The 21,168-nt window shown below is 72.0% G+C and carries 18 protein-coding genes, 1 tRNA gene and 1 riboswitch; of the genes, 3 read left to right on the forward strand and 16 right to left on the reverse strand.

The features are described 5' to 3' along the window. Positions 1–131: 131 nt before the first annotated feature. The 3 genes from OHV05_RS11850 to OHV05_RS11860 form a co-directional block, all read right to left on the reverse strand. On the reverse strand, positions 132–539 hold the full coding sequence (locus OHV05_RS11850) for a DUF2752 domain-containing protein (RefSeq protein ID WP_405017639.1): 408 nt from the start codon (positions 537–539) through the stop codon (positions 132–134). Between the two features lie 71 nt (positions 540–610). Next, positions 611–844, reverse strand: a complete 234-nt coding sequence (locus OHV05_RS11855; RefSeq protein ID WP_403043378.1) for a TM2 domain-containing protein — start codon at positions 842–844, stop codon at positions 611–613. A gap of 432 nt (positions 845–1,276) precedes the next feature. Next, a complete protein-coding gene (locus OHV05_RS11860; protein WP_405021440.1) occupies positions 1,277–3,094 on the reverse strand; it encodes a DEAD/DEAH box helicase in 1,818 nt (605 codons plus the stop codon). A 358-nt stretch (positions 3,095–3,452) separates the two neighbouring features. Here OHV05_RS11860 and OHV05_RS11865 point away from each other — a divergent pair, with 358 nt between their 5' ends. Further along, positions 3,453–3,893, forward strand: a complete 441-nt coding sequence (locus OHV05_RS11865; protein ID WP_405017640.1) for an SsgA family sporulation/cell division regulator — start codon at positions 3,453–3,455, stop codon at positions 3,891–3,893. Positions 3,894–3,900: 7 nt separating this feature from the next. On the opposite strand, the gene OHV05_RS11870 is transcribed toward OHV05_RS11865, so the two are convergent. The 4 genes from OHV05_RS11870 to OHV05_RS11885 all read right to left on the reverse strand — a co-directional run bounded on the left by OHV05_RS11870 (position 3,901) and on the right by OHV05_RS11885 (position 11,053). Further along, positions 3,901–6,426: a bifunctional lysylphosphatidylglycerol flippase/synthetase MprF gene (locus OHV05_RS11870; RefSeq protein WP_405017641.1), complete on the reverse strand. Its 2,526-nt coding sequence runs from the start codon at positions 6,424–6,426 to the stop codon at positions 3,901–3,903. Further along, on the reverse strand, positions 6,423–7,748 hold the full coding sequence (locus OHV05_RS11875; protein ID WP_405017642.1) for an alpha/beta hydrolase: 1,326 nt from the start codon (positions 7,746–7,748) through the stop codon (positions 6,423–6,425). Before OHV05_RS11875 ends, OHV05_RS11870 begins: the two co-directional genes overlap by 4 nt. Beyond that, complete coding sequence (locus OHV05_RS11880) at positions 7,748–8,377, reverse strand: class F sortase (RefSeq protein WP_405017643.1); 630 nt, start codon at positions 8,375–8,377, stop codon at positions 7,748–7,750. Before OHV05_RS11880 ends, OHV05_RS11875 begins: the two co-directional genes overlap by 1 nt. A gap of 114 nt (positions 8,378–8,491) precedes the next feature. Beyond that, entirely contained in the window at positions 8,492–11,053 is a 2,562-nt protein-coding gene (locus tag OHV05_RS11885; protein ID WP_405017644.1) for a phosphatidylglycerol lysyltransferase domain-containing protein, read from the reverse strand. A gap of 266 nt (positions 11,054–11,319) precedes the next feature. On the opposite strand from OHV05_RS11885, the gene OHV05_RS11890 reads away from it, so the two are divergent. Continuing rightward, on the forward strand, positions 11,320–12,600 hold the full coding sequence (locus tag OHV05_RS11890) for a hypothetical protein (RefSeq protein WP_405021441.1): 1,281 nt from the start codon (positions 11,320–11,322) through the stop codon (positions 12,598–12,600). 57 nt (positions 12,601–12,657) lie between these two features. On the opposite strand, the gene OHV05_RS11895 is transcribed toward OHV05_RS11890, so the two are convergent. Next, complete coding sequence (locus OHV05_RS11895; RefSeq protein ID WP_405017645.1) at positions 12,658–14,091, reverse strand: MFS transporter; 1,434 nt, start codon at positions 14,089–14,091, stop codon at positions 12,658–12,660. Between the two features lie 91 nt (positions 14,092–14,182). Then, positions 14,183–14,497 (reverse strand): DMT family transporter, encoded by a 315-nt coding sequence (locus OHV05_RS11900; protein WP_403043360.1) that lies wholly within the window; start codon positions 14,495–14,497, stop codon positions 14,183–14,185. A 35-nt stretch (positions 14,498–14,532) separates the two neighbouring features. Then, a riboswitch (guanidine-III (ykkC-III) riboswitch) is annotated at positions 14,533–14,593 on the reverse strand. Positions 14,594–14,842: 249 nt separating this feature from the next. Between OHV05_RS11900 and OHV05_RS11905 the strand changes: the two genes are divergently transcribed. Next, positions 14,843–14,914: transfer RNA gene (locus OHV05_RS11905), tRNA-Cys, on the forward strand. 173 nt (positions 14,915–15,087) lie between these two features. Here the strand turns inward: OHV05_RS11905 and OHV05_RS11910 are convergent. The 7 genes from OHV05_RS11910 to OHV05_RS11940 all read right to left on the reverse strand — a co-directional run bounded on the left by OHV05_RS11910 (position 15,088) and on the right by OHV05_RS11940 (position 21,157). Beyond that, positions 15,088–16,587, reverse strand: a complete 1,500-nt coding sequence (locus OHV05_RS11910) for a WXG100 family type VII secretion target (protein WP_405017646.1) — start codon at positions 16,585–16,587, stop codon at positions 15,088–15,090. A 1-nt stretch (position 16,588) separates the two neighbouring features. Next, positions 16,589–16,915 carry a hypothetical protein gene (locus OHV05_RS11915; RefSeq protein ID WP_405017647.1) on the reverse strand — a complete coding sequence of 109 codons (327 nt, stop codon included), beginning with the start codon at positions 16,913–16,915 and terminating at the stop codon, positions 16,589–16,591. A 145-nt stretch (positions 16,916–17,060) separates the two neighbouring features. Beyond that, positions 17,061–18,416, reverse strand: a complete 1,356-nt coding sequence (gene mycP / locus OHV05_RS11920; protein WP_405017648.1) for a type VII secretion-associated serine protease mycosin — start codon at positions 18,414–18,416, stop codon at positions 17,061–17,063. 155 nt (positions 18,417–18,571) lie between these two features. Further along, positions 18,572–19,165, reverse strand: a complete 594-nt coding sequence (locus tag OHV05_RS11925; RefSeq protein ID WP_405017649.1) for a hypothetical protein — start codon at positions 19,163–19,165, stop codon at positions 18,572–18,574. 11 nt (positions 19,166–19,176) lie between these two features. Continuing rightward, on the reverse strand, positions 19,177–19,584 hold the full coding sequence (locus OHV05_RS11930) for a hypothetical protein (protein WP_405017650.1): 408 nt from the start codon (positions 19,582–19,584) through the stop codon (positions 19,177–19,179). Continuing rightward, entirely contained in the window at positions 19,584–20,843 is a 1,260-nt protein-coding gene (locus tag OHV05_RS11935; protein WP_405017651.1) for an amidase domain-containing protein, read from the reverse strand. The genes OHV05_RS11930 and OHV05_RS11935 overlap by 1 nt, the downstream gene beginning before the upstream one ends. After that, positions 20,840–21,157 (reverse strand): hypothetical protein, encoded by a 318-nt coding sequence (locus OHV05_RS11940; protein ID WP_405017652.1) that lies wholly within the window; start codon positions 21,155–21,157, stop codon positions 20,840–20,842. The genes OHV05_RS11935 and OHV05_RS11940 overlap by 4 nt, the downstream gene beginning before the upstream one ends. Positions 21,158–21,168: the final 11 nt, after the last annotated feature.

Consider the following 21,168-nt stretch of genomic DNA (forward strand, 5'->3'; position numbering starts at 1 on the left):
CACGCTGCGAAAGGGTCTGTCCAAAATTCGGGCAAGATCTGTTATCGAACGGCGCGCAAAACCGGACAACACCCCCATTCTCGTGGGCCTTTTCCGTGCACCAGTTCGAACGCAGTCCGGAGTCCGGACAGTCACCCGAGGTTGCGCCCGACCGTCCAGAGCACCGCGACGGTCAGGACGGCGGCCGAGCCGCGCGGGCCGAGCCGGACCCGGAAGCGCCGTCCGGCCAGACCGTGCCGGAGCCAGTTCGCGTAGAGCACCGCGAGCAGCGGGAGGGTGAGCAGCAGCGCGGCGTTGTCCGCCCAGGCCGCCGCGAGGTCACCGTGCAGCAGGTCGTAGGTCATCCTGGTGGCGCCGCAGCCGGGGCAGGACAGGCCGGTCAGCCGGCGCCAGGGGCAGAACGGCAGCAGCTGCCCGGGCAGGTGCGGATCGCGGGACCAGAGGTACCGGGCACCGATCGCCCCGGCGACCGGTACGGCCAGCGGCAGGGCGGCGGTGCGCAGCCGGGCGGCCGGGGAGCCGTCCCGGCCCCCGGACATGCCGGGACCCCCGGCCCGGGTGGAGTCACCGGGCCGGGGGTCGGGACGCCGTCGGCGTACCTGGGGCATCGTCAGCCGGCGAGCTTGCGGCCCTGGGCGTCGGTGCGGTCGTTGCTGACCAGGAAGATGATGCCGTCGATCAGCGCCCAGAAGCCGAGGCCACCGCAGGTGAAGAGCTGGGCGAGCGCCATGCCGGTGTGACCGGTGTAGAAACGGCCGACGCCGAAGCAGCCGAGGAAGAGCTGGAGAACGCCGGCGACGATCTTCGACTTGTCGGACAGCTCGGGGGAGGCGGTGTTGGCCACGATCGGCTCTTCTCCTTCTGGCGGCCCACCGGAAATGGGCATGGTGAGACCGCGTCAAAATCAATGGGTGCGCCGGTCGATCGCACGGGAAATCCCGTGGTGCGATCCGGCACGCGGAACGCTAGCGGATTACCGCATCCCATGTCTAAGTAAAATCTGACCGGGAAACGGCTTTGTCGTAACGTTTCCACAACGACCCGTCAGATCGCCCCGAGAAGTCCGCCCCTGAGGGCCGCCGCGGCCCCGCTCTCCGCCCCGACTTCTGCGTGGACGGTGGTGAAATGGCTTTTCGCCGTCGCCCCGCCGGTGAATAGCCGGACCGATATCTGACGATTCGACAGGCCGGCCGCCGACCGCCGCCGGGCCTCGCCGGCACCGGCGGCCGGGAAATCCGAACCCCACCGACACCGTTGTGCCCCCACCCGGGACCGGTCAGTTGGCCCACTCGCGGACCTTGGCGATCCTGGCCTTCAGCTGGTTGGCGGTCGCCTGGGCGGTGAGCGGCCCGCCGCACTGCCGGCGCAGCTCGTTGTGGATGGTGCCGTGCGGCTGGTTGGTCCGGTGGTGCCAGGCCGCGACCAGGCCGTTCAGCTCCTTGCGCAGGTCGCGCAGCTCCTGATGGGTCACCACCGGGCGCTGCTCGGCCGGGAGTTCCAGCAGGTCGGCCTCCTCGGCCGGCTTGCCCTTGGAGCGCTGGATCTGCCGGGTCTGACGTTTCTGCAGCAGCATCTGCACCTGGTCCGGCTCCAGCAGGCCCGGGATGCCGAGGTAGTCGTCCTCCTCCTCGCTGCCCGGGTGCGCCTGCATCCCGAACTCCATGGAGTTGTAGAGCACCCGGTCGAAGACCGCGTCGGAGCCGATCGCCTCGTAGCTGAACTCGTCGGTGCCGCCGTCCGGGCCGTCGTTGGCCCGCTCGGCCTCGGCGAGCAGCCGGTCCTCCTCGTCGAAGAGGCCGTCGCCCTCCTTCTTCGGCCGGTCCAGCACGTGGTCGCGCTGCAGCTCCATCTCGGTGGCGAAGCCGAGCAGGGTGGGCACCGTGGGCAGGAAGACCGAGGCGGTCTCACCGCGCTTGCGGGCCCGGACGAAACGGCCGACCGCCTGGGCGAAGAACAGCGGGGTGGAGATCGAGGTGGCGTACACCCCGACGCAGAGCCGGGGCACGTCGACGCCCTCGGACACCATCCGGACCGCGACCATCCAGCGCGAGCTCCCCGCCGCGAAGTCGGAGATCCGCTGGGAGGCCTCGGTCTCGTCCGAGAGCACCAGGGTGACCTTCTCGCCGGAGATCTCCCGGAGGATCTTGGCGTAGGCGCGGGCCACGTTCTGGTCGGTGGCGATCACCAGGCCGCCGGCGTCCGGGATCGCCTTGCGGACCTCGGTGAGCCGCTTGTCGGCGGCTCCCAGCACACTCGGGATCCACTCGCCCTGCGGGGCCAGCGCGGTCCGCCAGGCCTGCGCGATCAGGTCCTTGGTCATCGGCTCGCCGAGCCGGGCCTCCAGTTCGTCGCCGGACTTGGTCCGCCAGCGCATGTTGCCGCTGTAGGACAGGAAGATCACCGGGCGGACCACGTGGTCGGCCAGCGCGTGCCCGTAACCGTAGGTGTAGTCGGCGACCGACTTCCGCAGCCCGTCGGTGTCCTGCTCGTACTGCACGAACGGGATCGGGTTGGTGTCCGAGCGGAACGGCGTCCCGGTCAGCGACAGCCGCCGGGTGGCCGGCTCGAACGCCTCGAAGCAGGCCTCGCCCCAGGACTTGGAGTCACCGGCGTGGTGGATCTCGTCCATCACCACCAGGGTCTTCCGCGCCTCGGTGCGGTTGCGGTGCAGCATCGGGTTGACCCCGACGCCCGCGTAGGTGACCACGATGCCGTGGTACTCCTTCGACAGCGGCCCCGAGGAGTAGGCCGGGTCGAGCTTGATCCCTATCCGGGCGGCCGCCTCGGCCCACTGCTTCTTCAGGTGCTCGGTCGGCGCGACCACGGTGATCTGCTGCACCAGGTGGTTGTGCAGCAGGTACGAGGCCAGGGTGAGGGCGAAGGTGGTCTTACCGGCGCCGGGGGTGGCGACCGCGAGGAAGTCCCGCGGCTGCTTCTCGACGTACCTGTCCAGCGCACCCTGCTGCCAGGCCCGGAGCTTGCCCGCCGTGCCGTACGCGGCGCGGCTCGGGAAGGCCGGGGACAGGTGGTGCGAGCCCACGCCGACGGCGCGGACCGGCGCGTGCGGGTCGGCATCCGAGAACAGCGGGGCCATGGCGGAGGAAGCGGCAGTACTCACGGTCTCCGAAGGGGGATCATCGCAGGTCAGGGCCTATGCGGCAGGCCCGCCCCGCAGTCGGACAGCGGTCGGACAACCCGCCTAGCCTACCGGCAGCAGCCCCGGTCGGCCGCCCGACACGAGATCCGCGGAACCGTCCCGGATCGCACCGCCGTCCGGGTCTCCCCCGCGGCGCGAATCCTGCCGACCGACCGGTTTCGCCGGAAAGGTCGTGGGCAATGTGAGATGGATCACGTCTTTTGTCGCCAAAAGTCACGTAAGCCCCAGGGGTCCCCCGGCTCTCACTGGTGTGGGCCCGGACGATCCGGGCGCACGCCCGATTCCGGAGGAACAGATGTCCGCCACCGTCGTCGAGCAGGTCGTCCAGGCCCGGCTCATCGTCAGCACCCACCGCTCCGCCCTGCTCCGCGTCACGCTGCGGTACCGGGCCGACGACCCGCTGGCGGTGCGGATGGGCTTCCCGGCCGAGTACTCACTGGACGCCGAGCCCGTCCCGCCGGCCGGTCCGCCGCAGCCGGAGGTCGAGTGGGTGTTCGCCCGCCAGCTGCTGGCGGCCGGTCTCGACCTGCCGAGCGGCGACGGCGACGTGCACGTCCGGCCCGCGCTCGGCCACCGCACCCTGGTCGAGCTGCGGGCCCCCGAGGGCGTCGCACTGCTCCAGTTCGACGCGCCCGAGCTGCGCCGCTTCCTCTGGCGCAGCCACCTCGTGGTGGCCGAGGGCCAGGAGGCCGGCTTCCTGGACCCGGACCGGGCCCTGGCCGAGCTGCTCGGCTGACCCGCCGTCAGCCGGACAGCTTGCGCATCAGCCGTACGCCCTGGGCGGGCGTCAGGTGCGGCAGGTACGCCTTGCCGATCGCCCGGCTGATGCTGCCCAGCGCGGCCGGGTCGGGGTAGCACATGTACATCGGCCGGTACTCGGGCTGGAACTTGGCCTTGAAGGCGAGCAGCGAGCGGAAGCCGTAGACCGGCTCCATGCTCCGGCCCAGCCAGTCCATGGTGCGGTCCAGCGTGCTCAGCTCGGCGCCGCGCTCGGCCCGGGCCAGCGGGGCGCCGGAGAGGCTGAGGAACTCGGCGCCCTCCTCCTTGAAGCCGAGCGCGGCGGAGGCGATCAGGAACTCCATCACGCCTCGGAAGCCCTCCGAGCGGCGCCGCATGAAGTCCAGCGTCCAGCCCACCGGGGCGCCGTCCCGGTAGACCGGCATCCAGCTGGTCAGCCCGTGCACCGTGCGGTCGGCGTCCACCGCGACCAGCACCCGGACCGCCGGGTCGGCCAACTCCTCCAGGCCCCCGAGGGTGAAGCCCATCTCCGGCAGGCCCTTGTCCGAGACCCACTCCTCGGAGATCGAGCGGATCTGGTCCCGGATCGCGATCGGCGCGTCCTGCCAGGTCCACCACTCGGCCATGATGCCCTGCTTGCCCGCCTTGTTCAGCGAGGTCCTGATGTCCTGCCACTTCTTGCCGGTGAAGGCCAGGTCGGGCAGCGGCACCACGGTGTCCTCGGCGACCTGCAGCGAGCGCCAGCCGAGCTGATCGGCGGCCTGCCGGGTCTCGGTGGTGACCGAGTAGAAGCAGGGCGTCCAGCCGCGCTCGTCGCAGTACCGGGCGAACCCGGCCACTGCCCGCAGCCGGGCGGCCGGTTCGCCGAACGGGTCGCCGGTGGTCAGCGCCACCGTGGCGATCACCCGGTACGGGACGGCCGCCTCGCCGCGCTCGTCGAACCAGTAGTGGTTGCCGTCCCAGGTGGAGATGAAGGAGAGCGTCGAGCCGCCGTACCGGGTCAGCAGCTCCCGGGCCCGGGCCGCGGCCTCGGCGTCCACGTGCACCACCGGGCGGCGGAACGCGAGGAACAGCGCGACCAGCGCGACCACCCAGAACAGCACCCCGCACCAGATCTCCAGGGCCTGCGCGGTGCCGCCGGCCGCGATCGGGTAGTCCGGCACCAGGTCGTTGTAGGCGGGCGGCAGCAGCTCCGAGGGCAGCCCGGCGAACAGCCCGCCCAGGGTGGCGTCCGGCTCGTACTGGTCCCGGACCAGCCAGCCGATCCCGACGTACGCCCCGCAGCTGAGCAGCAGCGCGGAGCCGATCACCAGGCCCAGCCGGCGCAGGTCCCGCCCCGGCAGCCGCTGGTCGAAGCGCTGACGGGTGATCAGCAGCAGCACCAGCACCGCCAGCGGCAGCAGCATCGCCTCGCCCATCAGCTGGAACAGGTAGCCCGCACCGCCGCTGTCGGCGAAGTCGTCGTAGTTGTCCACCAGCAGCCAGGCCAGCACACCGGTCCAGAGCAGCTCGGTGCAGACGGTGATCCACCAGGCCACCCGCAGCCCCCGGCGCAGCCCCTCCGCCAGCACCACCAGCAGGGCGGGCACCAGGGCCGCCATCAGCCGCCCCGGCGAGTCGAAGAACCGCTGGGTAGAGTGCGCCCGGGCACAGGCCCCGGCCGACTCCTCGCAAGCCGTGGCGACCTCCTCGGCCGACGGCACGTGCGAGAAGTACAGCTCGCTCATGGTGTTGAACGGCCCGATCGCGTCCCGGTACACCGAGGCGATCAGCGGGCCGAGCGCGGTGGCCAGCAGGCAGAGCGCGACCAGCACCCGGGCCTCGGTGTGCGAGATCCCGCGCGGCAGGGCCGGCCTGCGGTGGTGCAGCAGCGCTCCCAACAACAGGCCGACCAGCACGCCCGAGAACCGCTGGACGCTCTCCAGGTGGCCGATGTAGAGCATCGCCACCAGCGGCACCAGCACGGCCAGCAGCCGCACCCGGCGCCGCCAGAGCGCGGTCAGCCGGTAGCTGAGCACCGCCGCCAGGCCGAGCAGGCCGACGCCGGGGCCGGTGGCGATCTGGTCCTGGATCGAGTTCAGCCAGTCCAGGTCGGCCGCCACCCCGAGCCGGACCAGGCCGGTGCCGAGCAGCGCTCCGAGCGCCTGACAGACGATCAGCACCCCGGCGGTCAGCGGGGTACCGAGCCGCTGCTCGGCCACCGGGCCGAGCACCAGCAGCAGCAGGCTGGTGGACACGTACGCGCCGATGCCGGGGCACCAGAGCAGCGAGGCGGCCAGGGTCCACCAGTGACCGCCCGTCAGGGTCGGGATGCCGACCCCGACCTGTTCCAGCAGCGACTGCCGGGGGCCGTCGCCGAGACTGCCGGTGGCCGCCCCGACCACCCAGAGCGCGACGAACAGGGTCAGGGTGAGCGGCGCGGTGCGCAGCCGGCCGGCCAGCAGGCCGAGCAGCCGCAGCCAGCGGTGCCAGCCGCGCTCGGGCCGGGGTGCGGTCGGGGCGGCCTCGGCCACCGGGAGGGTCTCGCTCATCGGATCATTCCCGTCTGCTGCGCCAGCCATGGGAGGTTGACGCCCAGTCCGGCCCGGAAGGTGTTCCAGTCGTGGCCGCCGGGGACGGTCTGGAAGTGGGCCTGCATCCCGGCCGCCAGCGCGGCCCGGTAGACCTTCTGCTGCTGCGGCCCGTACTCGCCGTCGCCGTCACCGACCACGAAGGCGGCGGCGGTGTCGGGAAACCTCTTCCGGGCCATCACCTGGAGCGGGTCGACCGCGTCGAAGGCGGCCTCGTCACCGCCGAACGCCTTCTGCACGGTGTCCGACCGGCTGCCCAGGGTGGGCTCCTCCTGGCCGGAGATGTCCAGGAAGGTGCCGTACACCTCCGGGGCGTTCACGGCCAGCTGGAGCGAGCAGGTGCCGCCCTGGGAGAGCCCGCCGATCAGGGTGGACTTCCGGCCGGTGGCGGTCTGCAGGTGGGTGTGCGCCCAGTCCGGCACGTCCTGGGCGAGATAGGTCTGGGCCTGGGCGATCCTCGAGTTCATGCAGAGCGAGTTGCCCCACTCCGAGCTGCCGTTCTGGGCGATCATCAGCACGATCGGCGCCAGGCCCCCGTGCGCGGCGGCGAAGGCGTCCATCTGCTCCGGCAGCTGCCCGGTGCCGACCCAGTCCGCCGAGGTGCCCGGCTGGCCGGTCAGCATCACCAGCACCGGCAGCAGCGGCCGGGGGTTCGCCTGGTAGGCGGGCGGCAGGTAGACGTAGGCGTCCGAGGTGTTGAAGCCGGAACGGACGCCCGGGATCGGGGTGGTGGACACGGTGCCCTTGGCGGGCAGCCCGGCGGGGGCCTGCCAGACCTCGGAGAGCGTCTTCCCCTCCGGCACGTGCACCGCCGGGACCTGACCGGTGGTCAGCGCGTCGGTCTTGCCGATCCACGGCGCCAGCAGCACCCGCAGGGTGGGGTACTCGTCGAACTGCCGGTTGATCTGCGAGGAGGCCATCAGTACCACCAGCGCGGCGGCCAGCACCGCGACCGCCCGTCCGCGCCAGCGCAGCGGCGGCAGCCGGAACGCGGCCAGGCAGAGCCCGAGCACCGCCACCCCGATCCAGATCAGGGACGCCCTGGGCAGCCCCTCGGGGAACGGCACCCACCAGTCGTCCACCACGAACCGCAGCAGCACGGTGAGCGCGGCCGCCAGCACCACGGCGCACGGCAGCCGCCGGCTCCACCAGTGCCTGCTCCTGGAGTACGCCAGGCCGAGCAGCGCCGCCCAGCCGACCGCCAGCACCAGGTAGGGGATCACCCCGGTGGTCAGCGACCAGTCCAGCGGGTTCCAACCGGCCAGTTCGGTGTGACGGCTCATCAGACGGTGCTCCGTACCAGGTGGGCGAAGACCACCACGTTGGCGTCCCAGCCGTGTGCCGCCGAGAAGCCGCCGCCGCAGGTGATCAGCCGCAGCTGGGAGTCGGCGCCCTGGCCGTACACCCGGGTGTCGGGGAAGTCGTTCTTCGCGAAGCTCTCCACCCCGTCCACGGTGAAGTACCCGGTGCCCCGGTCGGCGCCGTCCACCTCCACCTGGTCGCCCTTGCGCAGGGTGCCCAGGCCGTAGAAGACGGCGGGTCCGGCCGCGACGTCGACGTGTCCGGCCATGATCGCGGTGCCGCGCTGGCCCGGGGCGACCCCGTCCCGGTACCAGCCCGCGAGGTTGCGGTCCTGCTCGGCCGGGGTCTCCAGCCGACCGCCACCGTCCAGGCCGAGCGCGGCCACCGGGGCGTCCAGCCGGAGCGCCGGGATCCTGATCCGGGTCGGCACCGCGTACGGCCTCGGCGGCACCAGCAGGGCGGCCGAGGTGGCGTTGTCCATCGCCTGGCTGCCGTCCGGGCCGAGCGGGCCGGTGTGCCCGCCGCCGGCCAGCAGCCAGGCCCCGACCAGCAGGGCTCCCCCCGCCGCGAGCGAGCCCGGCCACGGGCTCCTGGAGACCTGCCCGGTCACTCCCGACTCCCCTCGTCCGTCCGTCCGTGATCCTTGTCAGTCAACCGCCGCCGCCACCGCCCCGCGCGGCGGGCGGACCCGACCACCGGGCGCCTTCGGGGACATGACCGCAGGTCAGCGCCCTGACGACGGCTCAGTTCCGACCGTCGCCCCGGCCTGCCCCGAACGAGTGACCGCACCACCCGGCAGCCGGCGCCTGGACAGCAGCCCCTGGGTGCTCACCCCGGCCAGCACGATCGCGGGCAGCTCGGCGGACTTCTCGTACAGCAGGAAGCGCGGCACCCAGTGCGGGCCGTACCTGGTGTTCGCCCGGTACCGCTCCTCCAGCCGCCACCAGCGGGCCAGTGAACCCAGCACGGCCCGGGCCAGCCGGAGCACCGGGCCGGCCCCGATCCGGGCGCCGCGCTCGAAGACCTGCCGGAACATCGCGAAGTTCAGCGAGACCCGGACCACCCCGAACTCCCGGGCCCGCAGCAGCAGTTCGGTGAGCAGGAAGTCGATCAGGCCGTCGTCCGACTCGCGGTCCCGGCGGAGCAGGTCGAGGGTCAGCCCGTCGGTGCCCCAGGGGACCAGGTTGACCAGTGCGCAGACCCGGTCGTTCTCGTCCCGGCACTCGGCCAGCAGGCAGTCACCGTCCGCCGGGTCGCCGAGCCGTCCCAGGGTCATCGTCAGCCCGCGCTCGCCCCGGCCGTGCCGCCAGGCGTCGGCCAGCCGGACCAGCTCGGCCGATTCGGCCGCCGGGACATCCCGGTGCCGGCGCAGCAGCACCCGGTACCCGGCCGCGGTGACCCGCTCCCGGGTCCGCCGCAGCTCCTCGGGCGGCACGAAGCCCGCCACCTCCACCACCGCCTCGTCGCCGAACTCCAGCGCCCGCAGACCGGACCGCCGGTACGCCAGCCCGGCCAGCTCCCCCGCCCCCAGCACCGCCGGGATCCAGGCGTACTGCCTGGCCTGCTGCCGCCAGACCTCGATCGCCTGCGGCCAGGCCTCCGGATCGCCGATCGGGTCACCGGTGGCGAAGGTGACGCCGTTGACCACCCGGTGCAGCACCGCCGCCTTGCCCGAGGGCGACCAGCAGACCGCCCGGTCCCGACGGAGCGCCAGATAGCCGAGCGAGTCCCGCTCGCCGTGCCGGGCCAGCAGGGCGCGCAGCCGCTCCTCGTCCTCCGGCTCCAGCCGGACCAGCCCGCGCGGCGAGCGGAACAGCAACCGGACGGCGACCAGCAGCAGCCCCGCGCCCAGCACGTTCAGCAGCACGTCGAACCAGCCGGGCACCGCCAGGTCGGCGTACTCGCCGATCCCGGAGAGGGTGACCAGCCGGAGCGCCACGTACGTCGCGCTCTCGCCCCAGCTCGGCGAGCTGCCCTGGTCGGCCACCCGGAGCAGCACCGCGCCCACGCCGGTGAGCAGCGCGCCGCCACCGACCAGGAAGGCCAGCGCGAGCGGCAGGTTGCCCGGCTCGCCCTTGGCCCGGAAGGCCGGGCGACCGAGCAGCAGGGCGAGCAGCACGGCCAGGGTCAGGCCGGCCGAGACCCAGTTGAAGGGGTGCGCGCGGTCCTCCGGCAGCGCCACCAGGGCCAGCGTGAACAGCCCCGCGTACAGCGCCACCACGACGGTGGCCACCACCCAGGCGGCCCGCTTGCGGCGGCGCAGCATCACCGCGAGCAGCGCGGCGAACAGCGCCGCCGTGAAACCGGCGGTCATCAACACCGGGGTGAAGAACTCACCGCTGTTCACCCGGTGCACCCGGTCCCGGAACGGCGCGATCAGCCCGGCCAGCAGGTTGAGCGCGGCCGCGACCCGCAGGTACCACTCGGCGCCCGTGGCGCACCGGCCGCGCCAGCGCGGCACCGCCACCGGCGGCGGCTCGACCGGCCGCGCCGACACCGCCGGGGCCGGTGCGGCCGACGGCGGGGCGGCCGGCACCGGCTGCGGGCTCGGGTCGGGGGCGCCGGCCAGCACGTCGTACACCGAGGTCTTGGCCGCCACCAGCCGCCGGTGGATCCGTTCCTCCCGGCGCTCGGCCCGGGCCAGCCGCCGGGGGCGGGCGTGGTAGCGCCAGCGGGCCCAGGGGCTGCGCGGCCGGGCCAGCCGGAGCATCCCGACCAGCGCCAGCGGCGGCAGCATCACGCCCAGCAGGCCGGTCCAGATCTTGCCCTTGGCCAGGGTGACCAGCACCGGGATCAGCAGCAGCCCGGCGCCCAGCAGCTGACTGCCGGTCACCCCGCCGACGAAGCCGCCCAGCGGCACCTCGCCGATCAGCAGCAGGCCGATCAGCGCCACGGTGAGGATCACCGCGTCCACCGAGGTCCGGCCCTGCTCGCTCCAGTAGACGTCCTCCAGGTGCAGCACCAGCGCGAACTCGTCCAGCACCAGCCCGCAGCCGATCCCGAACCCGGTCGCCAGCACCTCGCGCAGCGCCCCGCCGTCGCCCCGGACGGCGAACGCGCCGACCCCGCAGATCACCATCAGCCCCTGGCCGAACACCACGTGGTGGATGTGCAGCCCGCCCGGCGTGACGTTGCCGGGCCACCAGGAGGTGCCGCGCCGGATCATCCGGACGCTGAACCGGATGAACAGGAAGGAGCCGATCAGTCCGAGCAGCAGCAGGAAGAGCGGCTGCCGACCGGTGTCGACGATCCGCTCGTGATAGGCGTCGAGCACCGACTGCCACATGGACGGCCAAGCCTCCGTGAGTCCGGGGCTCCCATCCGACGCCTGGTCAGGGCCGGTCGCCAGCCGGGTACTCCGAACGGGCGAGCCTCGCCGTCACGCTGTCAGGATCACCCGCGCCACCGCCCCGCCTTACCCGTCGGACGGCGCGCACCGTGGCAGGCTGTGGCCCATTAGCCGCATCCGTGCACTTATCGGACTAATCACCGGCCGACTCCCGACAGCCTCGGCTCAGTCACACGCACGGCCCTCCAGGAACGGACGTGACCATGGACGCACTCTCCCGCCGCACACTGCTGGCCGCCGGAGCCGCCACCGCCGCCACCCTCGCGGCCGGCTGCGGCAGCTCGACCGGCAGTGACGGCGAGCAGGCCGCCCCGGCCGCCGCCGGAAGCAGCCCGGGAGCCCACCCCAGCGTCCCGGCCAAGCCCCCGGCCACCCTGATCGGCGACGGCTCCACCTCGGACACCGGCCCGCAGCCCCACCAGCCCGTCCCCGAGAAGCTCAAGGCCGGCGAGCGGCCGCCGCAGTTCGTGGTCTTCTCCTGGGACGGCGCCGGCGAGCTGGACAACCGCCTGTTCACCCGGTTCCGGCAGCTGGCCAAGGACAACAACGCCTCGATGACCTTCTTCCTCTCCGGCATCTACACCCTGCCGGAGGCCAAGAAGGACCTCTACCACCCGCCGCAGCACCGGGTCGGCGCCAGCGACATCGGGTACCTGACGGACCAGCACATCCACGACACCATCGAGCAGATCGGCGCCTCCTGGCTGGAGGGGCACGAGATCGGCACCCACTTCAACGGCCACTTCTGCGGCGCCAACGGCGGCGGCCGGTGGTCGCCCGAGGAGTGGGACAGCGAGATCGAGCAGGCGATGTCCTTCGTGATGAACTGGAAGACCAACACCGGCTTCACCGACCTGCCCGCGCTGCCCTTCGACTACCGCAAGGAGCTGATCGGCGGCCGCACCCCGTGCCTGGAGGGCCAGCGCGGCCTGCTGCCGACCGCCGCCAAGCGGAACTGGAAGTACGACAGCAGCGGCCCCGGCGGCACCCAGGTCTGGCCGCAGAAGTTCCAGGGCGGGGCGCTCTGGGACATGCCGCTGCAGTCCGTCCCGTTCCCCGGGCACAGCTTCCAGGTGCTCTCGATGGACTACAACATCATGTACAACCAGTCCGGCAACAACACCAAGGGCAGCGCGGGTTCGTACGACGCCTGGCGCACCCAGGCGGCCGGCTCGTACCTGGCCGGCTTCGAGCGGGCGTACAACTCCAACCGGGCGCCGCTCTACATCGGCAACCACTTCGAGCAGTGGAACGGCGGCATCTACATGGACGCCGTCGAGCAGACCATCAAGACCATCGCGGGCAAGCCCGAGGTCCGGCTGGTGTCGTTCCGTCAGCTGGTCGAGTGGCTGGAGGCGCAGGACCCGGCCGTGCTCCGCAAGCTGCAGACGCTCAACCCGGGGCAGGCGCCGACCGGGGGCTGGGAGACCTTCCTCGGCACCCCGGCGGCGCCGGCGGCCGCGAGCCCGGCGGCGGCGGGCTGACCGGACCGTGGCGGCCCGGCCGGTGGTGCACCGGCCGGGCCGCCTCCGTACGGACCGTCAGGTCCGTACCCGGCCGGTGAGGGCGGCGCCCAGCAGGGCCACCGCGGCCATCACCGCGAAGATCAGCGCGAACGGGGCGACCGGCGCCCCCGCCCCGTGGGCCGCCACCTCCGTCACGGCCATCGAGCCGCCGCCGAGCGCGGCGAACAGCGCGCCGGCCAGACCGGCCATCGCGACGTTCCCGAGCGCGTCGCTGAGCTGGAGCGCGGCCGAGTTGACCCCCGCCTCCTCCGGCGTCGAGAGCTGCATCATCAGCACGCTCACGCTGGCCACCGCCAGCCCCATCCCGATCCCGCCGACCGCCCAGGCCGCCGCCGTCACCCAGACCGGCACCGCCGGGATCAGCACCAGCGACGCCCCCGCGATCGACACCGCCGTCAGCACGAAGCCCAGCCGGATCAGCGCCTCCCGGTGCCGGTCCGCCGCCGGCCGTCCCTGCAGCCAGGAGCCCAGCGCCCAGGACAGTCCGCCGCTGGTCAGCGTCAGCCCCGCCATGGTCAGCGACAGGTGCCGCTGCGTCACCATCATCAGCGGGATGAACAGTTCGGCGGTGAAGAACGCCCCCGCCGCCACCCCGCGCAGCACGATCACCGTCGGCAGCCCCCTGGCCGCCCGCAGCGCACCGGGCGGCAACAGCCGCAGCACGGCCGGCACCAGCAGCGCCGCCCCAGCCACCGCCGGGAGCAGTCCGAGCAGGTCGCGCCGCTGCCCCGCGTACTGCAGCAGGGCCGCACCGACCGCGGCCATCGCCGCCAGCCCGGTCCGCCGGAGGTCGAACTCCGCGCCCTGCGCCGGCGGTTGGGCCCGCTCGGCGCGCCGCAGGGCCGGGCCCATCACCGCCAGCGGCAGCAGGATCAGCACCGGCACCGCCAGGAACACCCAGCGCCAGCCGAAGTGCTCGGTCACCGCGCCGGAGATCAGCGGGCCGAGGATCGAGGGCAGCACCCAGGCGGCCGAGAAGGCCGCGAACACGGCCGGCCGCAGCCGCTCCGGGAAGGCCCGGCCGACCACCACGTACAGCGCCACGATCACCAGTCCGCCACCGAGGCCCTGCACCGCCCGGCCCGCCAGGAACATCCACATGTTCGTCGCCGCCCCGGCCACCACCAGGCCCACCCCGAACACCGCGATCCCGGTGAACAGCGGCCCCATCGGCCCGCGCCGGTCCGACCACTGCCCGGAGACCACCAGCGCGAACAGCGTGGTGGTGAAGTACCCCGAGTACGCGAAGGCGTACAGCCCGACGCCGTCCAACTGCCTGGCCGCCTCCGGCATCGCGGTGTTCACCGCGGTCGCCTCGAACGCGAGCAGCAGGACGACCGAGACTATGCCGAGGGTGAGCGCGCGGTACGGACCGCTGAGCACGCCCCCGGTCTCCGCCGCCGGGAGCGGGCGGGCGGTGTCGACCGAGGTGGTGGAGGTGGTGGTCATGACCGCCATCGTAAGTCCCGTGGCCGCCTTTTACTCCTGACCTGCGGTCCCGGCCCGCTCGGCCCCTGGTCCTAGGACCGGCCACCGTGCGTCAGTGCAGCACCTTCAGCCCGACCACGCCGCCGAGGATCAGCACCAGGCAGGTGATCCGGGCCGCCGTCACCGCGTCCCCCATCACCGCCATGCCGTACAGCGCCGTGCCGATCGCACCGATCCCGACCCAGATCGCGTACCCCGTGCCGAGCGGGATCGACTTCATCGCGTACGCCAGCCCGCCCATGCTGAGCACCAGCGCGACCCCGAACACCACGCTCGGCACCAGCCGCGAGAACCCCTTCGACGCCTCCAGGGCGACCGCCCACACCGTCTCCAGCACACCGGCGATGATCAGAACGAACCAGGCCATGACGAGCACTCCCTCGCAGTAGGTGTCACTTCACCACTGCGCCGTCTTGTCAGACCGGGTACGACGCGCCTCGTCCGGGGCGATCACTCGCCTGCCGTCGAGGCTAGCACGCCCGACACACGGAATTCATATTCGGATATTGACGCGGGCCCGCACATTCGGGCACTATGAATTCACGAACAGCGCGCCCGGTCGATCCGGGTCACGACGACAGGAGCAGGCCATGAGCAGGAAGACGGTGGCGATCACGATGCCCCGCACCTGTGCCGCTCCCTGTTGTCGGTCCTGTCGCTGACGTTCTCCCCCTTGCTGGCCGTGGGCTCCCGCCCGCCGTCATGCAGTCACGGCCGTGTGCCCGAGTGGCTTAGGGAACCGCCTGCAAAGCGGTTTACACGGGTTCGATTCCCGTCATGGCCTCTTTACCCAGTGCGTCGAATTCCCCTGCGCGGGGGGAATTCGACGCATTGTTTTTTGCACCGGAATTCCCGTCTCCGCCGGCTTCCGCCGGGAACGGGAACGGCCCGGCCACGGGGTCTCCCCCATGGCCGGGCCGTCACTCCGTCACACGGTCACCCGGACCGGGCCACCCGCTACTCGATCACCGGCGGGTTGGCCTTGCCGCCGGAACGCCAGGTGTCCTCGTCCTCGACCAGGTAGTCGGGGCGGTTGCCGTTCTTGTCCTTCTTCTTACCGGCGCCGTGGCCCCCGGGCATACCGCCCGCACCCGGCGCACCGCCCCGGGCCTGGCCACCCTGGCCGAGACCGGAACCGCCCTGGGTGAAGGCCCGGCCGCTCGCGCCGCCCGCCTTCGCACCACCGACCGCACCGCCCTCGCGCCGGACCAGGCTCGGCTTGCCGGCCCCGGCCTTGCCGCCGGCCGCACCGCCACCGGGCATGCCACCCATACCGGGCGCACCACCCCGGCCCTGACCCGCAGCGCCACCGGCCGCACCGGCAGCACCACCGTGCGCACCGCCGGCCGCACCAGCGCCCGCGCCACCGGCCCGGCCACCCGCACCGCCACCGGCCAGCCCGCCACCGGTCTTACCGCCACCGGCACCACCGATGCCACCACCACGGCCGCCACCGATACCGCCACCGCCGCCACCCGGCAGCCCGCCGATGCCACCACCGGGGAAGCCCCCGATGCCGCCACCACCATGGCCACCGCCGCCGGTCCCGATACCCCCGGTACCCGGCAGGTCGATCCCGGGCCGCGGCAACGTCGTCCCGGGCGTCGGCAGGGTCACCCCACCGTCGATCCCGGTCCCGGGCACCCAGCCCGGCGGCTTGCCGTCACCCGTCCCGACCGGCGGCGTGGGAACCACCGGCTGGTGCGGCACGAACGGCTGGTCATTGCGCGGAGGGATCCCGGGGCCCGGGGGAGGCGTCGGCAGCTTCGGGTCCTGCTTGTCCGGACCGGGCGGCGGGACCGGCGGCCTGATGTGCGGCGGCGGCGTCGGCGGCCCGACCGGCGGCGGCGGGCTCACCGGACCCGGCGGGTAGGGCTTCTCCGGGTAGTTGTAGTCGACCGTGCCCACCTTGAGGTAGGACGCAGCCTCGGTGTACTGCGGCCCCAGGTGCTCCATCACAACGATCGCCCGCTGGTGGGCGATCTCGGTCGCCGACAGCTCGTCGTAGTTCTTGTTGACCGCCGAGGCCCGGTCCATGCCGCCGGCCAGGTCCGCCTTGAACTGGGCGTCGGAGCGCTCACCGAGGTCGCCGAGCCACTTCATGCCGCTCTCGACACTGCTCGGGACGTCGATGTCACCCATGATGGACTTGCTCTGCTCAAGAGCCTGATGCGCGTAGGTCATCGCAGTGGAGGTCTGCACGGCGTGCGCCGCCGTGTTGGTGAGACTCGTCTGCAGCACGTTGGCGCGGGTGGTGAAACCCTGGGCTGCCTCACCCTGCCAGTTCTGCGTGGCGTGCTCGACCGCCTTCTGCAACTCGTCCGCTGCGGCACGGAGTTCGGCGTCCACGTTCTTCCAGTGGTCGGCGACCTCCTTCAGGCGCCCCGGGTTGGAGCCTTCCAGCATCCTCTTCAGCGGGATCAGGCTTTCGCCTTCGAAGTGCGTCTTATCTGCCATGTCAGACCGCTCCCTGCTGGCTGTTCATGACGGACTTCTGATCGTCCTCGATGGTCCGGTAGTTGTCGGTGACCATCTTCGTCTTGTCGCCGAAGTCGTTGATCAGATCGTTCAGCTTGGAGATGGTCTCGCTCAGGAAGGTCTGCATGGAGCCGTGGGCCGCATACAGTGCCTCTGCCTCAACGAAGCTTCCACCGAAGTCATTTCGGTGGATCACAGTGTTGTACTTGGTCGCGTCCGCGGTCTGACCGATGTTCTGCTGGAGCGCCCGCAGTCGTTTGACGACCGCCTCCAACTCGTCGGTGTTGACCTGATATCCGTCCGACATACGGCTCCTCCCCCTGGAGTGTCGCTGCTTCCCCGTCTGGCATTGGCTCCGGCGGGTGTTGAACTCGCTCTGGCCCGTCGGCTGCTGACGGACTAGGGCGTTCGATCGTATCGCTTACCTGAGGGGTGTTGACACACCCTCAGCGTCACTGATTGCCACCAGGACCGTACGGGTTCTGGTGCGGCGGCTGCTGGCCGTAGGGCGGCTGGCCCGGCGGCGGAGGCTGCTGGCCGTAGGGCTGGTTCGGGTACGGCGGCTGGGCCTGCGGGTATCCGTACGGCGCCGGCGCGGCCTGCGCTGCGGCGGCCGCCCTACGACGCCTGGACGCCTTCACCAGGACCACGATCAGCACCACGAACAGCACCGCCAACACCAGCAGGACGGCGGCCGCGATGGCGAGGCCCTTGCCGACGAAGGAGAAGCCGTCCGACTCCGCCACATCCGCCGCCCCCGCACCGGGAGCAGCACCGCCCGGGGTCACTGCTGCGGCACTGGGTGAGGTGCCGCCACCCGTGGAAGCTGCGGTCTTCGCCAGCGGGCCCTGCGCGGAGCCCGCCGGGATGTTCTGGGTGAGCGCCTCGTAGGGGCGCACGATCCCGTAGCCGTAGTGCTCGTCCGGAAGCTTCGCACCACCGAGAGCCGCAGGCGCCTTCGCCGACTTGACCAGTCGGTTGGCGACCTGGCCTGCCGTCAGGTCCGGGAACTTCGCCCGGACCAACGCGGCCGCACCCGAGACGAAAGCCGTCGCGGAGGAAGTGCCGTCGGCAATGCAGTACTTGCTGCCCGAGCAGGAACCGGTGGAGACGATCTCCGTGCCCGGAGCAGTGAGCATCAGCTCAGGACCGGAGTTGGAGTTCGACCAGACCTTGCCGTCCTTGCCGACTGCTCCGACTGCCAGGACACCCGGCACGTTGGCGGGGCTGGAGACCTTGGAGCTCGCCTCGTTGCCTGCCGCCACCACGACCAGGACGTCCTTCGAGACCGCGTAGGCCACCGCTGCGGTGTCCTCGTCGCTGGCCGCGCCCGGAGCGCCCTGCGAGATGTTGATGACCTTCGCGCCATGGTCGGCCGCCCATCGGATGCCGTCCGCGATGGCATCCGTACCACTGGCGTCTGACTTGAAGATCGGAATGATCTTGGACCCGGGCGCCACCCCGATCACGCCGGAGTCGCCGTCGTGTCCCTTCCCCGCGATGACGCCGGCCATCGAGGTTCCGTGGCCGACCTTGGGTGCCTTCTCACGCCCCTGGTTGCCCGGGTCGTACCCGGGCAGCACCTGACCGGCCAGGTCGGGGTGTGTTCCGTCGACACCCTGGTCGATGACGGCCACCTTGACGCCCTCACCCTTGGTCACCGCCCAGGCCTTCGCCAGATCGAACTGCTGGATCGGCCACTGCCCGTCCCGCACCTGATCGGCGGAGGCGAGCGGCGCCGAGCTCAGCAGCAACCCGGCGGCCAGCGTGGTGGCGCCGAGCGCGCGCATGGTCCTGGTCAGCGTCATCCCTACCCCGTTACCCCGTCAGTTGGAGACTGCGGTGCACGCCTCGGAGGCATGCACCGCTCGATCGTATCGCCCGACTACCTGACATGGGCAGAACCCCACGCCTCTGCACGCCTTCGCCACAGCCGAGTTGCCGCGTTCCCCCGCTGGAGCGATCAGGAAGCCGTCGGAATCTTGTCGAAGATCATCTGAGTGACCTTCCGGGCGACCCCGCAGACGTCGGGCTCGGTCGCCTTGTCGTAGTTGGTGATCTCGACGTTCAGCGCGTTGTCGCCGAATTCGTTGATGCTGTTGAGCTGCACCACGATGTCGCACGAATCGAGGTTCTTCCCGCTGGCCTTGGTCAGCTTCTGCGAGGCCTGGTTGCCGCCGATGCGGAGCTTGGTGCCGCCGCCCTCCTGGCTCTGGACGCCCTGCTCGTAGCGGATGGCCTGGACCGCGATCGCCAGCATGGACTTCTTGGTGGAGACCACGCAGTAGTTGCCCGGGTCCTTCTGGCCCTCCATCTCGTCGTTGGTGACCCGTTTGACGTCCTCGGCGGTGAACACCGAGCACATCTGCACCGTCTGCGTCCGCTTCTGCACCGTCACCGGCCCGGCGGCCGTACCGGTGTCCGGGGTCTCGGACTCCACCGGCAGGTTGACCGTGCTGCCCGAGCCGCCGGTCACCGAGTTGATCGCAGAGCAGGACACGAGCGCGAGCGGGAGCACCGCCGGCGCCAGGGTGCCGACGAACCGTCGGGTACGCATGTCGTGGGACCTCATTCCGAGTTCTGTGCTGAACGGACGTCGAAGACCGGCGGCGCCGCGCCGGAGCACAACCGCCGCCCCGAGCCCTGGCCGAGTGTGTCGGTGACCAGGAACACACCCGTGCCCACCAGCGCCAGGCCGGCCAGTAGCGCGAGGACGGGCAGCAGCCCCAGCCGGGCCCGGCCCAGCAGGCGCAGGCCCAGGGGCAGCAGGACGGCCAGCAGGCCGAACCCGAGTGCGCCCCAAGCCCCCACCCGCATACCGGTGTTGGCGGGCAGGTCCAGGCAGCTCGCCAGCACCGCGCGGTGCCGTTCGTCGTACGCCGCGCTGAACCACCACACCGAGAGCCCTCCCAGCACGACCGCCGGGAGGCCGGCGAGACCGGCGAGGCCCGCGAGGGCGGCGTTGCGGGGCGCCATCAGTACCACCCCGGGGAGACCCGGACGACCCGGATCCGCTGTTCGCCCTCGGCCTTCTCGGTCGCCGGGAGGCGGCCGTCCAGGCTGACGTTCTGTCGGGAGGTGGTGTGCTGGGTGTACTTGACGTCGCCGTCGGGGGTGACGGCGGTGACCACGGCGGCGTGGTGGGTGTTGCCCTTCTCGATGTGCTCGTTGTCGCCGGACTGCTCGTAGAAGATCAGGTCCCCCGGCATCGCCTCCGAGACCGGGACTTCGTGACCGCCGTTCTGCAGCATGAAGTTCTGCAGGTTCTCGGCGGCGCCCCAGCTCTTGGACCAGTCCGTCCGCTCGTCGAGCCAGCCGGAGTCGGCGTCGTCGTCGCGTCCCCAGCTGTCGTCGGACCAGCCGGGGCCCCAGCCGCTGTCGGGCTTCTCCTTGACGCCGCCCTGCCGCAGCGACTCGGAGGCGAAGTTGGTGCAGTTGTTGTCGAGCTTGTCGATCGACGTGTCGTCCCAGTGGTCGAGCGCCCAGCGGACCTGCGCGACCCGGTCGTACTTGCCGTCCCGGCCGCGCAGGTCGAGCTTGACGTCCTCCGGGATACCGTTCAGGTCGGCGATCCGCACCGGCTCGGCCCGCATCAGTTCGCGTTGCTGCTCCGGTGTCAGGCCGGCCCACCAGTCCCGGGTCACCTGCGGGTCGGTGCCGTCGGGGATGCTGCGGGAGAGGATCTCCATCTGGGTGTGCGAGGCGGCGGTCTGCGCGTCGTCCAGCGCCTTGCCCGGGTCGGACTCGTACGTCTTGCCCATCAGGGTGCGCAGCTCCGGCTCGGCGAGCGCGTCGGCCTCGCGGGCCTGGCGGAGCGCCTCCCGGATGAGGTCGGAGACGTCGTTGAGGTGGGTGAGCTTCTCGCTGGTGACGCCGTCGCCCTGGGTGGAGGTGTTGCCGTCCCCGTCCACCGTGATGTGGTGGGTCTCGGCGAGCTCCAGGGCGTGCTGCAGCGTCCGTTGGGCGTACTCCATGGCGGAGGCCAGGCCGTCCAGCACCATCGTGACGCCGCGCATGATGTCGGCGCCGGCCTCCAGCCGGTCGGCGATGTCCTTGAGGTCGGCGGCGGCCTGCTGCCCGACCGCGTCGGTCCAGTTCTCTGCCAGCGGGCGGCTGCCCTGGCCGCGGACGTCCTCGGCGGCCTGCAGCGCGTGCCGGGAGAGCGCGAGCCAGTCCTCGGCGGCGGTCTGCCACTGCGTCGGGTGGGCGTTCCTGAGATCGGCGAAGGTGATCATGCCGGCCGCACCCGCCCCAGGTCGATCATCGCCGTGCGCATCCGGGCGTCGGCCTCGGCGTCCGCCGCGTCGTACTCGTCGGCCGAGCTGTGCAGCTGCTCGGAGAGCCGCTGCAGCCGGTCGGCCAGCACCACCATGTGCCGCTCCCAGTCCCCCGCGCACTCCCGCAGGGTCGCGGCCGAGGACCAGCCCGCGTCCAGTGCGCCCGCGGTCTCGCTGGAGTCCAGCGCGCCGGAGAGCCGGCTCTTGGTCTGCCCGCTCAGCTCCCCCATGCTGTCGCCCGCCCTGCGCACCCCGCTGGTGGTGATGTTCACGTCCTGCATCC

The sequence above is a fragment of the Kitasatospora sp. NBC_00070 genome (assembly GCF_045041205.1).
Taxonomy (GTDB): Bacteria; Actinomycetota; Actinomycetes; order Streptomycetales; family Streptomycetaceae; genus Kitasatospora.